This is a genomic window from Streptomyces sp. NPDC054872, from assembly GCF_053610705.1.
The window spans coordinates 32,410-44,658 of the sequence record NZ_JBSGYY010000014.1; the positions used below are offsets into that span (position 1 = coordinate 32,410).

At 71.2% G+C, this 12,249-nt stretch carries 10 protein-coding genes; 4 read left to right on the forward strand and 6 right to left on the reverse strand.

The features are described from left to right. Nucleotides 1-31: 31 nt before the first annotated feature. Both ACWGIH_RS18835 and ACWGIH_RS18840 read right to left on the reverse strand, forming a co-directional pair. The gene (locus tag ACWGIH_RS18835) at nucleotides 32-2,248 is read right to left on the reverse strand and encodes a WD40/YVTN/BNR-like repeat-containing protein (RefSeq protein WP_453447988.1); all 2,217 of its coding nucleotides are present in this window, start codon (nucleotides 2,246-2,248) and stop codon (nucleotides 32-34) included. Nucleotides 2,249-2,410: 162 nt separating this feature from the next. Beyond that, the gene (locus ACWGIH_RS18840; RefSeq protein WP_453447987.1) at nucleotides 2,411-3,403 is read right to left on the reverse strand and encodes a GlxA family transcriptional regulator; all 993 of its coding nucleotides are present in this window, start codon (nucleotides 3,401-3,403) and stop codon (nucleotides 2,411-2,413) included. Between the two features lie 52 nt (nucleotides 3,404-3,455). On the opposite strand from ACWGIH_RS18840, the gene ACWGIH_RS18845 reads away from it, so the two are divergent. Then, nucleotides 3,456-3,878 (forward strand): cupin domain-containing protein, encoded by a 423-nt coding sequence (locus tag ACWGIH_RS18845; protein WP_453447985.1) that lies wholly within the window; start codon nucleotides 3,456-3,458, stop codon nucleotides 3,876-3,878. Nucleotides 3,879-3,964: 86 nt separating this feature from the next. Continuing rightward, a complete protein-coding gene (locus ACWGIH_RS18850) occupies nucleotides 3,965-4,213 on the forward strand; it encodes a holin (protein WP_453447983.1) in 249 nt (82 codons plus the stop codon). Here the strand turns inward: ACWGIH_RS18850 and ACWGIH_RS18855 are convergent. The 4 genes from ACWGIH_RS18855 to ACWGIH_RS18870 form a co-directional block, all read right to left on the reverse strand. Continuing rightward, entirely contained in the window at nucleotides 4,210-5,841 is a 1,632-nt protein-coding gene (locus ACWGIH_RS18855) for an ABC-F family ATP-binding cassette domain-containing protein (RefSeq protein ID WP_453447981.1), read from the reverse strand. The two genes, ACWGIH_RS18850 and ACWGIH_RS18855, sit on opposite strands and share 4 nt — an antisense overlap. Before the next feature lie 38 nt (nucleotides 5,842-5,879). Continuing rightward, a complete protein-coding gene (locus ACWGIH_RS18860; protein WP_453447979.1) occupies nucleotides 5,880-6,893 on the reverse strand; it encodes a hemolysin family protein in 1,014 nt (337 codons plus the stop codon). Beyond that, a complete protein-coding gene (locus ACWGIH_RS18865) occupies nucleotides 6,890-8,221 on the reverse strand; it encodes a hemolysin family protein (RefSeq protein ID WP_453447977.1) in 1,332 nt (443 codons plus the stop codon). Before ACWGIH_RS18865 ends, ACWGIH_RS18860 begins: the two co-directional genes overlap by 4 nt. A gap of 181 nt (nucleotides 8,222-8,402) precedes the next feature. Beyond that, nucleotides 8,403-8,828, reverse strand: coding sequence for a GNAT family N-acetyltransferase (locus ACWGIH_RS18870; RefSeq protein ID WP_453447975.1), 426 nt, complete (start codon nucleotides 8,826-8,828; stop codon nucleotides 8,403-8,405). Between the two features lie 146 nt (nucleotides 8,829-8,974). On the opposite strand from ACWGIH_RS18870, the gene ACWGIH_RS18875 reads away from it, so the two are divergent. Together ACWGIH_RS18875 and ACWGIH_RS18880 are read left to right on the forward strand one after the other, a co-directional pair. Continuing rightward, nucleotides 8,975-10,522 (forward strand): outer membrane protein assembly factor BamB family protein, encoded by a 1,548-nt coding sequence (locus ACWGIH_RS18875; RefSeq protein WP_453447973.1) that lies wholly within the window; start codon nucleotides 8,975-8,977, stop codon nucleotides 10,520-10,522. Between the two features lie 52 nt (nucleotides 10,523-10,574). After that, entirely contained in the window at nucleotides 10,575-12,194 is a 1,620-nt protein-coding gene (locus ACWGIH_RS18880; protein ID WP_453447971.1) for an outer membrane protein assembly factor BamB family protein, read from the forward strand. The last annotated feature ends 55 nt before the right edge of the window (nucleotides 12,195-12,249 follow it).

Genomic DNA, 12,249 nt, shown 5'->3' on the forward strand with positions numbered 1-12,249 from the left:
CCGGGAGCAGAGCAGTTGTCGGTGCCGTGGGTCAGGCAGTGGACAGTTCGTAGAAGCCCCTGCCGAACGTCGCGGCCACCAGGCGGTGGTTCCCCGCGTCGTACTCGATGTCGTCGACCGGTACCGCGGGCATCCCGCGGCCCAGGCGCGTCCAGTGGCCTCCCTTGGCGCCGGAGGTGAACACCCCCTGGTCGGTGCCGATGTGGAGCGTGCCGCCCCGTGCGATGACGAGGTCGTTGACCGGCGCGTCCGGCAGATTGCCGGACAGGTTCCTCCAGTGCGCGCCGCCGTCCGTACTGCCGTAGACGTGGGGCGTGCCGGAGCCGGAACGATAGGCGGAGTGAGTGGTGTAGACACGGTCGGCGTCGCGCGGGTCGACGACGACGCGGGTGACCCAGGGGAGCCCTTCGGCGAGCTTCGTCCAGTGCGCGCCGCTGTCCTTCGTGACCCAGACGCGGCCGTCGTCCGTTCCGGCGTAGATGGTGCGGCCGTCCGCGGCCGGGGCGATCGAGGTGATCGTGCCGTAGTTGGTGTAGATCGGGTCGGGGCCCGGGCCGCCCGACAGGTCGGGGCTGATGGCCTGCCAGGTGGCGCCGCCGTCCGTGGAGCGGTTGAGCACCTCGGAGCCGTAGTAGAGGATCTTCGGATCGCGGGGGTCGAAGACGACCGGCGTGAACCAGTTGCGGCGCTTGAATGTGGTCTTGTCCGCGAAGTAGGTGAGGGTGTCGCCGCCGTCGGTGGAGCTGAAGCAGTTGCCGTACTGGTAGCAGGCGTAGACGTTGTTCACGTCGGTCGGGTTGATCAGGTTCTCCTCGCCGTCCCCGCCGAGGTATTCGTTGAAGCGCTCGCCGCCCCAGGAACGTATCGAGCCGTTGTCCTGTGAACCTCCGGAGATCCGCGAGGTGTCCTGCGGCGATATCGCCGCGCTGTAGAGCTGGGTGTACGGCTCGTGGCGCGCCTTGACCCAGCCGCCGTCGCCGTTCGCGTCGGAGCGGTAGACACCGCCGTCGTTGCCGAGGTAGACGCGGCCGGGGCGGCGCGGGTCCCAGATCATCGCGTGCTGGTCGACGTGGATGCTGGTGTCGTCGGCCGTCCAGGTGGCGGCCCCGTCCTTGGAGGTCATCAGCGGGACTCCGGCGACATGCACGTGCTCGGCGTCGCGGGGGTCGGTCCAGATCTTGCCGAACCACCAGCCGAAGGTGGACTGCGAGTCGGTGAGTCTCTTGTCGGCCGGGGTCCGCTGCCAGGTGTCGCCCGCGTCCGTGGAGGCGTAGAAGCCCTCGAAGGGGCCGTCCGTCTTGTTGACGATGGCGTAGGCGCGCTCACCCGCGACGGCGAGGCCGATCCGTCCCACGTCCGGGCCCTGCGCGGGCAGGCCACCGCCGAGCCGCTTCCAGGTCCTGCCGTCGTCACCGGAGCGGAAGATGCCGGAGCCCTCCCCGCCGTAGGTACGGCGTTCGGGTGTGCGGCGGTGGTCCCACAGCACGGCGTACAGCTTCTTGCCCCGCACGACGATCTCGGTGGCGCCGGTGAACTCGTTGGCGCCGGTGAGGATGCGCTGCCACGTCCTGCCGCCGTTCTCCGAGCGGTAGACGCCGCGGTCGCCGCCGCCGTTGTAGAGCGATCCTGCCGCGGCCACGTAGACGCGGCGCGGGTTGCCCGGGTCCACCGTGATGGCGCTGATCGCGCCCGAGTCGCGCAGCCCGGACTGCTTCCAGTGCCTGCCGCCGTCGGTGCTGCGGTAGAGGCCCGTTCCCTCGTACGTGATGCTGCCGCCGCCGGGGTTGGGCTCGCCGGTCCCCGCGTACAGCGTGCCGTCGGGTCCCGTGGCGAGCGCGCCCATCGACTGCGTCCAGCCGTCGGGCCACGCGGACTTGAAGGTCTGCCCGGCGTCGGTGCTGCGCCAGACGCCGCCGCTGGCCGCGGCGGCGTACAAGGTGTCCGCGCGCTTGGGGTCGAGGGCGAGGGAGACGACGCGCCCGCCGATGTTGGTCGGCCCGACGGACTTCCACCGGCCGCCGGTGGTGGGCAGTTCGCGGGCCTGCGCGGCGGCGTCCTCGTGGGCGTGGCGCGGAATCGACTCTCCGGGGACGGTCTTCTGCAGGTAGCGGTACTCGGCGGGCGCGGCCGGGCCGCGTACGGGGCGGTAGACGTCCCCCGGTGGCGGGGGCGCCGCGGAGGCCGGTGCCGTGACCATCAGGACACCCGCGAGCGGGGCGAGGACCAGGTGAAGCAGGCGTCTGCGCATGGGCTCCCTCTTCTTCCTTCGGCGTCCTTCGGCATGGCCATTTCAAGCTGTGCCGACGTTAGGGGAGGGGAAGGGGAAGCAGTAGGTCGCAACCCGGCCGTTGTGGCCGCGCGGGCAGGGGTGCTCGTGTGTGCTGCGGGAGTCGCCTTCCATAACAGCGCCTCAGTGCGGCGCGGGCCCGAACCGGCGCCGGTACGCCGAAGGGGTAAGACCCGTCTCGCGGCGCATCAGGGCGCGCAGATTGGCGGTGGTGCCGAGTCCGCTGCGCCGGGCGACCGTCTCGAAGGGCGCCACGCCCCGCTCGATCAACCGGCAGGCCAGGGCGAGCCGTTCGCCGGTGAGCCAGGCCAGGGGAGTGGTGCCGAGCTGGGCCTGGAAGCGGCGGTGCAGGGTCGCGGGGCTGAGCGCGGCGCGCGACGCGAGATCCGGCACGGAGAGGGGCGAGTCGAGCCGTTCCTGTGCCCAGGCGAGGACCGGGGCCAGGGACTCGTCCGGCGCCTCGGGCACCGGCCGCTCGACGAACTGCCGCTGACCGCCGTCCCGGTGGGCTGCGAAGACGAGGCGGCGGCTCACCGCGTTGGCGACCTCGGCACCGTGGTCACGGCGGACCAGATGCAACCCCAGGTCCAGGGCCGCGGCGCTGCCCGCGGCGGTCAGGATGTCGCCGTCGTCGACGAAGAGGACGTCCGGTTCGAGCCGTACGCCGGGAAAGCGGGCCCGGAAGTCGTCCGCCCACTGCCAGTGCGCGGTGGCCCGGCGTCCGTCGAGGACCCCTGCCTCGGCGAGCGTGAAGGCACCGCTGCAGAATCCGACGAGCCGGGTCCCTCGGGCGTGCGCCCGGCGAATGGCGTCCAGGACGGCCGGGCGGCGGGGAACCTCGGTGTCGGGCCGATTGGGCACGATCAAGGTGTCCGCGGAGTCCGCCGCGTCCAGCCCGGCGACACCCGAGAGCGTGAAGAAGCCGTCCCGCATCAGGGTGCGCGGCTCGGGCGAGCAGAGGGCGAACTCGTAGATCTCACGCCCGAGTTCGGGGCGACGCAGGCCGAAGACCTCGGTGGCGCACCCCAGCTCGAAGGGGTTGGAGTTCGCGTCGACGATCACGACGACGCGGTGCGGGGGCCGCCCTTCCGTGGCCTGAGAGGATTCTTGCGGCATGGGCTATTTCTACCACTCACGGAGAGGTGATCAGCCGTCGGAAGCTGGACGCATGAACAGCGAACCGAACGAACCGGCCGGATACAGCGAACCCATTGCCCTCGGCAAGGCCCTGGCCTCCTTCGACGCCCTCTGGAGCCCTCGCATCGTCACCCGCGTCAACGACTACGACGTACGCGTGGCCAAGGTCGAGGGCGACCACCTCTGGCACGTCCATGACGACACCGACGAGTTCTTCCTGGTCCTGGAGGGCGAACTGCGCATCGCCCTGCGCGAGCCGACAGGCGAACGCACCGTCACCCTCCCCAAGGACGCCGTCTTCACGGTCCCGCGCGGCACCGAACACAAGCCGTCCGCCCCGTCCGGCGCCAAGATCCTCCTCTTCGAGCCCACCGGCACCCCGACGGTCGGCGACCGTCACGACGAGGTCCCCTCCCACGTCGACGCCACGACGGGCCACGGCCTCGAACTCTGAGCGCGGCCCGCCGGGCTTCTGGGCAGCGGCACGCAACAGCGGTATGCCAAGTGTTGACCCGTACACCACGAGAGGGTGGGCCAGACATGTGGACCGCTGGATTCTGGAAGGCCACCGCGGAGCGTGCGCTCCGTACCTTCGCGCAGGCGCTCGCCGCCGTTCTGGTCGCCGGGGCGACCACCCTCCTGGACGTCGACTGGAAGGCGGCGCTCGCCACCGCGGGGATGGCGACACTGCTCGCCGTGCTCACGGCGGTCGGTGCCGCCAATGTCGGGGCGCGCGGGCCCGGCATCACGGAGACGCCGACCGCCCGCGAGGGACGGACCGCGACCTAGGGGAGGACAAGCCGCCCGGCCTCCACCGAGATCCGTTCGCCCCGGAACCGCTCCCGCAGCCGCCGGTCGTGCGACACCACGACCAGCGTGCCGCGGAATCCGGCCAGCGCCTCGTCGACTTCCTCGACCAGGGCGGGGGAGAGGTGGTTCGTCGGCTCGTCGAGCAGCAGGAGATCGGCGGGACGCGTCACCAGGCGTGCGAGCGCCAGGCGGCGGCGCTGCCCCACGGAGAGCCCCTTCACCGGCACGGCCAGGTCGTCCTCGCGGAACAGGCCGAGGGACAGGAGCGCTTGGGCGTGGTCCTCGGGCAGCCCCGCGAGCCCCGCCGCGAAGGCGTCGAGCAGCGGCCTCGCCGTGTCCTCGTGGCCGATGTACTCGATCTCCTGCGGCAAGTAGCCCACACGGGCGGGGAGTTGGACCTCCCCGTGATCCGGGGCGAGCGCACCGGCGAGGACGGCGAGCAGCGTCGACTTGCCCGCGCCGTTCACCCCGGTCACCAGCGTGCGCGAGCCCGGATCGAGGGCCAGGCGCTCCACGGCGAGCCGCCCGCCCACCGCGACGTCCGTCAGCACGACCGGGCGTACGAAGGGGTGGTCGCCGCCCGCCAGGCCCTCACCGGCCGTGAAGTGCAGGGGGTCGGGCGGGCGTGGCACCGGATCGGCGCGCAGCCTGCGCAACCGCTCGCGCGCGTTGCGCACGATGCCGGAGAGCTGGCCCTCCACCGACCGGTTGTGGCTCGCGAAGCGGGGGCTCTCGCTCATCCGCCACCCGACCGCGAGCCGCTTGTTGCCGCCCTCGGCGAGCCGCTCCTGGCGTTCGACCTCCTCGCTCCACTCCCGGTAGCGCTCCTCCCAGCGCCGCCGGGCCGTGGCGCGCTGCTCCAGATAGCCGTGCCAGCCGCCGCCGAAGCGGGCCACGGACCTGCGGTCGCCGTCGACCTCGACGATCACCTCGGCGACCCGGTCGAGGAAGACGCGGTCGTGGGTGACGGCCACGACCGTGCCCCGGTGGGCGCGCAGCCGCTCCTCCAGCCAGCCGAGCGCCTGGTCGTCCAAATGGTTCGTCGGCTCGTCCAGGAGGAGCAGCTCGGGCTGCGGGGCCAGGACGCAGGCGAGCGCGAGGCGCGCGGACTCGCCGCCGGAGAGCGAACCCAGGGTGCGCGAACGTTCCAGGTGCGGTACGCCGAGACCGTGCAGCGCCGCGTCGAGGCGTGCGTCGGCGCGGTAGCCCTCACGTGCCTCGAAGGCGGCGATGAGGTCTCCGTACGCGGCCAGCTCGGCCTCACCGGCCGAGCCGAGCGTCTCCTCCGCCTCCCGGATCCGGCGCTCCAGATCCCGCAGCTCGGCGAGCGCGTCGTCCACCGCGTCCCGCACGGTGGCGTTCGGCGGAAGGCGAAGGGTCTGCGCGAGATAACCGGTGCCGCCGTCCGAGACGACGGCCACCTCACCGTCGGCGGGCGCGAACTCGCCCGCCATCAGGCGCAGGAGCGTCGACTTGCCCGAACCGTTCTCGCCGATGACACACGCCTTCTCGCCGGGCCGCACCGACAGGGAGACCCGTTCGAGCACGGGGCGCTCCGGATAGCCGTACGACACATCGCGCAGGACCAGTTGACTCACGGTGCACATCCCCCTCGCCTCGGAGCCACGGCTGCCACGCTTCGGCCTCAGACGGGCTGGCCGAACAGCTCCCGCAGTACATCCTCCATCGTGACCATGCCGGCCAGCCTGCCGTCCGAGCCGAGCACCGCCGCCACATGCGTGCGGCTGCCGCGCATCGCGGTCAGCACGTCGTCCAGCGGGGTGGTCTCCCTGACCTGGGCGATCTTGCGCATGTCCGGCACGCGGAACGGCAGATCGCGCGGCATCCGGTCGAGTGCGTCCTTGACGTGCAGGTAGCCGACGATACGACGGCCGTCGTCGACGACGGGGAAGCGCGAGAAACCGGACTCCGCCGAAAGCCGCTCCAGCTCCTCGGGCGTCACGCCCACCCGGGCGTAGACCACGCTCTCCAGCGGGAGCACCACGTCCCTGACGGGTCGGCGTCCCAGCTCCAGGGCGTCGTGCAGCCGCTCCTGGGCGCGGTCGTCGAGCAGCCCCGCCTCGCCGGAGTCCTTGACCATGCGGGCGAGCTCGTCGTCCGAGAAGGACGCGCTCACCTCGTCCTTCGCCTCGACCCTGAGGAGCTTCAACAGGCCGTTGGCGAAGGCGTTGATCGCGAAGATGACCGGGCGCAGCGCCCGTGCGATCGCGACCAGCGGCGGGCCGAGCAGCAGAGCGGTGCGCACGGGCTCGGCGAGCGAGATGTTCTTGGGGATCATCTCGCCGAGCAGCATGTGCAGGTACGTGGCCAGGGCCAGGGCGATGACGAACGAGAGCGGGTGGACCAGGCCGTGCGGCACCCCGACGCCGTCGAACAGCGGCTCCAGGATGTGCGCGATCGCGGGTTCGGCGACGATGCCGAGCACCAGCGTGCACAGCGTGATGCCGAGCTGCGCCGCGGCGAGCAGCGCGGAGACGTGCCGCAGGCCCCACAGCACGCTCTTGGCGCGCCGGTCGCCGTCCTCGGCGTACGGCTCGATCTGGCTCCTGCGTACGGAGATGAGGGCGAACTCGGCGCCCACGAAGAAGGCGTTGACGACGAGGGTCGCCAGGCCGATCAACAACTGGATGGCGGTCATCGCTCCTCCTCCTGGTGGGCGTCGTGCAGGGGCGCGTGCAGCAGGACGCGGGCCGCGCGGCGGCCGCGGGCGTCCACGACGTCGAGCCGCCAGCCGCCCACCTCCAGGGTGTCGCCCTCGGCGGGGATGCGGCCGAGTTCGGTGGCGACGAGCCCGGCGAGCGTCTCGTACGGACCGTCCGGCGTGCGCAGGCCGACGCGGGCCAGCTGATCGGTGCGGGCCGAGCCGTCGGCGGAGTACCGTGTCCGGCCGTCGTCGCCTTTGCCGTCGGCGGCGATGTCGGGCGTCTCGTGCGGGTCGTGCTCGTCCCGCACCTCGCCGACGACCTCCTCGACGATGTCCTCCAGGGTCGCGACGCCGGCCGTGCCGCCGTACTCGTCGATGACCACGGCCATCGTCCGCTTGCCGGAGAGCCGGTCGAGCAGGCGGTCGACGGTCAGCGTCTCCGGTACGAGCAGGGGCTCGCGCATCAGCTCGGCCACGGGGAAGCGGGCCCGGCGCTCGGCCGGTACGGCAAGGACGTCCTTGATGTGCGCGACGCCGACGACCGAGTCGAGGTTGCCGCGGTAGACGGGGAAGCGGGACAGGCCGGTCGCCCGGGTGGCGTTCGCGACGTCCTCGCAGGTGGCCATCACGTCGAGGGCCATGACCTGGACGCGCGGCGTCATCACGTTCTGGGCGGAGAGGTCGGCGAGGTTCAGGGTGCGGACGAACAGCTCGGCGGTGTCCGGCTCCAGTGAGCCCTCCTTGGCGGAGTGCCGGGCGAGCGCCACCAGCTCCTTGGGGCTGCGCGCGGAGGCCAGCTCCTCGGTGGGCTGGATGCCGAAGCGGCGTACGGAGCGGTTCGCGGTGTTGTTCAGGTGCGCGATGAAGGGGCGGAACACGGCGCTGAACAGGCGCTGGGGGGTCGCCACCCGTTTGGCGACGGCCAATGGGGACGAGATCGCCCAGTTCTTGGGGACCAGCTCGCCGACGACCATCAGGAAGACGGTGGACAGGGCCGTGCCGATGACCAGGGCGATCGACGAGGCCGCCGACGTGGGGATGCCCATGGCGCGCAGCGGGCCCGAGATCAGCTTGGCGATGGAGGACTCGGAGAGCATGCCGACGACCAGATTGGTGACGGTGATGCCCAGCTGGGCCCCGGAGAGCTGGAAGGTGAGGTTCTTGACGGCTTTGAGAGCGCCCGCGGCACCGCGCTCGCCGCGTTCGGCGGCTCGCTCCAGCTCGCTGCGCTCGACCGTCGTGAGGGAGAACTCGGCCGCGACGAAGACGCCACAGGCCAGCGAGAGCAGCACCGCCACCAGGAGCAGGAGCACTTCGGTCATCGGGTCACCTCCGTCCCATGATCGGGCAGGGACCGGGGGAATGCGCGATGTCGGGTACTGGGAGGCTCGCCCATGGGCGGACGCTCACACCTTTCGTAGACGTTCGAGTGGTCCGTCCATATTAAAGGATCAGCAAAGCCCACTCCTGCGGATCACATACGGGTACCCACCGCTGGGCCGCTCAGTCGACGAGGTGCTTCACCCAGCGCCTCCACTGCGGCTGGGGCGCGTACCCCGCCGCGTGCCAGGCGTGATGGGCCTGTTCGTTGCGGTCGAGGACCATGGCGTCGCCGCGCCGTCCGCCGAGGCGCACGAAACGCTCCTCCGCCGCGGCGAGCAGCGCCGAGCCGATGCCCTGACGGCGGTGGTCCGGGTGCACGGCGAGGCGGTAGAGGTGGCAGCGCCAGCCGTCGAAGCCGGCTATCACGGTGCCCGCGAGGAGGCCGTCGCGTTCCGCGAGCAGCAGGGCGCCGGGATCGCGGGCGACCAGGCGCGCCACTCCGTCGTGGTCGTCGCTGACGCTCGTGCCCTTCGCGGCTCCGCGCCAGAACAGCAGTACGTCGTCGATGTCCGAGGGAGTCGCGCTGCGGATGTGGAGATCGCTCATGCGGAGATGCAAGCAGTACGGCTGCCCGCGGGCGAGCGGATTTCGTCGCGCGCTGCTGCCCTCCGGCTCGTGGCGGAAACCTGCTGTAGAAACTTTTTCTAGAAAATGTATCTAGAATGAGCGGTGGTTGGGCCAGAATCTCGGTCATGGTCAATCGTGAGTCCGAGCCGGTGCATCAGCCCGTGCCCGGCAACCCCTACGTCCAGCCGGTGCCCCCGGCGGGCAGCCCGCGAAAGCTCCGCCTCGCCCTCGGCATCGGTGCCCTCGCCCTGGTCCTGATCGGCGTGGGCTTCTACGCCGTCACGCAAGCAGACGGGGAGGGGCAAGGGAGCGGTTCCCCTGAGCCCGTCGCCGGGCAGACACGGCAATCGCCGGACAGGGGGCCGGAGTCAGCGGACCCGGACAGGGGCGCGAAGGACGACGGGTCGGCCGCCGTGATCGACGTCAACGCGGGGCGCAAGCCCGGTGAGGCCAAGGCGTGGGTCGCCATGAACGACATCAAGCTGCCGGGCAAGGGCACGCTGCTCCTCGACCTCTGGCACGTCCCCGGGATCGTGGCCCAGGCCGAGTACGACGAGGTCACCGGCTACCGGACCGAGGACGGCTCGAAGGCGTGGTCGGTGCCGCTGCCCGGCACGGTGTGCGACACACCGGTGAACCCCACGCCGGACGGCAAGGTCGTGGTGGCGTACACGAAGAAGAAGTCCGACCGGAACGCGTCGTGCGACCAGCTGCGGATGATCGACCTGAAGACCGGCGAGAAGGGCTGGCACAAGGAACTCGTCGACCGTGGCTTCTGGGACGACACCAGTGCGACGCATGTCTCCATCACCGGCGGCACCGTCCTGGTCGACCAGAGCGCCACCATGCGGGCCTACCGGATCAACGACGGCAAGCGGCTGTTCACGACCGAACGGGAAAAGAAGGGCGGCTGCTCCCTCGACGGCGTCGCGGGCGGCTCACGGCTGATCCAGGTGGAGTCCTGTCAGCCGGGCAGCCCCGGCACGCACGGCAGGCTCAAGAAGCTGGACCCCCGCACCGGGGACGTCGAGTGGAGCTACCGGACGAAGAAGGGCTGGAGCATCCAGAAGGTCTACTCCGTCGACCCCGTCGTGGTCGCCGTCCGGAATCGCGAAGAGATGGACAAGTGGGCCGTCGTCGCCGTCGACGACAAGGGGGACGAGCGCTCCTGGATCGCCATGGGCAAGAAACCGGACGCCTTCGAGATGTGCGCGGGAGCCGGGGACTCCGGCGAGGGAGTGCAGAACTGTCCCGGTGGCGCCGTCGACGCGGACACGTTCTACCTGGCGAGCGAGCCCAAGGACGGCGTACTCGGACCCAACAAGATCGTCGCTTTCGACCTCCGTACGGGCAAGTCCAAGTGGACCGGTTCGGTCGAGGGCGGGCGGCAGATCACCCCGGTTGCCGGTGCGGGCAAGCCCGGCGTGACCGCCTACGTGCGGGCGCAAAACGGCAAGAGCGGGCAGACCGTGCGGTTCGGCCCCGGTGGCGGCGAGCCCGACGTGCTGCTGCGGCACACCTCGTCGGCCCAGAGCATGGAATCGGGGATGTTCGCGGGCCACACCCTGTACGCCGACGGGCGGTTCTTCGTGACCCCCTCACTCCTGTCGGGCAAGAGCCACGGCGGCAAGGGCGAGGAGGGCAACGCCCGCATGCTCGCCTTCGCCCGGTGAGACCCCCGGCAGCACGGCACACCCGCACGTCCGCACCAGCAGTGGAGTCACGATGACGCAGCCCCCGCCCCCCGAGCAGTCCCCGCAGCACCCGCAGGGACCCGCGTCGGCGCAGGGCGCCTTCGGCCCGCCCCCGCAAGGCGCCTTCGGTCCGCCCCCGCAGGGACACACCCCGGGCTTCGGCCCGCCCATGGCCCCGCCGCCCGGCGGCTTCGGCCCACCCCGGCCCCACCCGCCCACGCCGGTTCCCGCACGGCCACCGGGCGGCGGCGGGCGGCCGGGACGCCGGGCCGCGATCGTGGTGTCCGTCGTCGCCGCGATCGCCCTGATCGTCGGCGGCGGCGTCTGGTACGTCACGACGGCCGGCGACGGCTCGAAGGGCGAGGCCGCGGCCAAACCGGGCGGCGACAGCACGGCACCCGCGTACGAGAAGCCCAAGGAGACCGTGCCGGCGGACCCCAAGGCCTTCTTCACGACCAAGGCCGTACAGCCCAAGTTGCCCAAGGGCCAGACCACGTGGAAGGCGAAGGGGTCCTGGCTCACCGACAAGGTGTACGCGAAGGCCTCGGTCGAGGCGATCGTCGGCGTCGACGCCACATCGGGGAAGGGGCTCTGGCGCCTGCCGAAACCGGGGGAGTCGTGTGCGGGCTCACCGGACGTCGGCAAGGGCAACATCGCCGTCGTCGTCACGGGGGCGAAAGTGGAGGACGACAAGGGCTTCAAGGACGCCTGCACCGAGGTGACCGCCTTCGACGTGGACAACGGCGAGAAGCTGTGGACCAAGTCGATCACCGTCGGCTACGAGAAGGAGAAGACCGTCTTCAACCAGGTCACCATCAGCGGTGACACGGCGGCGGTCGGCGGTCTGTACGGCGGCGCGGCGTTCGACCTGCGCAGTGGCGAGGTCCTGTGGAAGCCGCAGCAGGGGGACACCTGCCACGACGTGGGGTACGGAGGCGGCGAGCGGCTCGTGGCGGTCCGCTCCTGCGGTGAGGCGGGATCGGAGCGATTCCAGATCCAGCTCATCGACCCGGCCACGGGCAAGTCGAAGTGGACCCACAAGCTGCCCTCGGGCGTCCGCGGCCCCAGCGTGGTCTCCACCCGGCCGGTGGTCGTGACACTCGACTCCGGTGAGATCACCTCCTCCGGCGCCACGGACGTCTTCGCCATCGACGAGAAGGGCGAGCGGCACACGCGGATCGCCCTGCCGGACGGCAAGTACATGCACGAGTGCGGCACCGCGTCCATCGTGCAGGACTGCCGCGGCATCGTGGCGGGCAACGGCAAGCTCTACGTCCCCACCGCACGGCGCGACGGGGTGAAGGAGTACTCGTCGACGAACGACATCGTGGTCTTCTCCCTGACCACCGGAAAGACCACGGGGGAGAAGGTGGAGGCGGGCGACAGCTCCCCCGTCTTCCCGATCCGCATGGACGGCGGGAACGTGCTCGTCTACAAGAGCAGCCCGGTCACGCAGGTGGTCTCACTCGACGGCAGGACGCTGAAGGAGGAGAAGGTGCTCCTTGACGCGACGACCCGGCCCAGCACCCTGTCGCCCCTGCGGTCCGAACTCGTCTTCACCCGCAACAAGCTGTTCCTCAGCTCCGATCTGCTCGCGCAGTACTCCGGGGGCAAGGACACGATCATGATGTACGGCTTCGCAGCCAAGTAGGCCGAAGGGCCCGGCCGCATCCGCGGCCGGGCCACCGGCGGTCCGCACCCGTGTC

Excerpts from the sequence above, each read along its gene's own strand:
- ACWGIH_RS18835 (WP_453447988.1), bottom strand. The coding sequence starts at position 2,248 with ATGCGCAGACGCCTGCTTCACCTGGTCCTCGCCCCGCTCGCGGGTGTC.
- ACWGIH_RS18840 (WP_453447987.1), bottom strand. The coding sequence starts at position 3,403 with ATGCCGCAAGAATCCTCTCAGGCCACGGAAGGGCGGCCCCCGCACCGC.
- ACWGIH_RS18845 (WP_453447985.1), top strand. The coding sequence starts at position 3,456 with ATGAACAGCGAACCGAACGAACCGGCCGGATACAGCGAACCCATTGCC.
- ACWGIH_RS18850 (WP_453447983.1), top strand. The coding sequence starts at position 3,965 with ATGTGGACCGCTGGATTCTGGAAGGCCACCGCGGAGCGTGCGCTCCGT.
- ACWGIH_RS18855 (WP_453447981.1), bottom strand. The coding sequence starts at position 5,841 with ATGTGCACCGTGAGTCAACTGGTCCTGCGCGATGTGTCGTACGGCTAT.
- ACWGIH_RS18860 (WP_453447979.1), bottom strand. The coding sequence starts at position 6,893 with ATGACCGCCATCCAGTTGTTGATCGGCCTGGCGACCCTCGTCGTCAAC.
- ACWGIH_RS18865 (WP_453447977.1), bottom strand. The coding sequence starts at position 8,221 with ATGACCGAAGTGCTCCTGCTCCTGGTGGCGGTGCTGCTCTCGCTGGCC.
- ACWGIH_RS18870 (WP_453447975.1), bottom strand. The coding sequence starts at position 8,828 with ATGAGCGATCTCCACATCCGCAGCGCGACTCCCTCGGACATCGACGAC.
- ACWGIH_RS18875 (WP_453447973.1), top strand. The coding sequence starts at position 8,975 with ATGGTCAATCGTGAGTCCGAGCCGGTGCATCAGCCCGTGCCCGGCAAC.
- ACWGIH_RS18880 (WP_453447971.1), top strand. The coding sequence starts at position 10,575 with ATGACGCAGCCCCCGCCCCCCGAGCAGTCCCCGCAGCACCCGCAGGGA.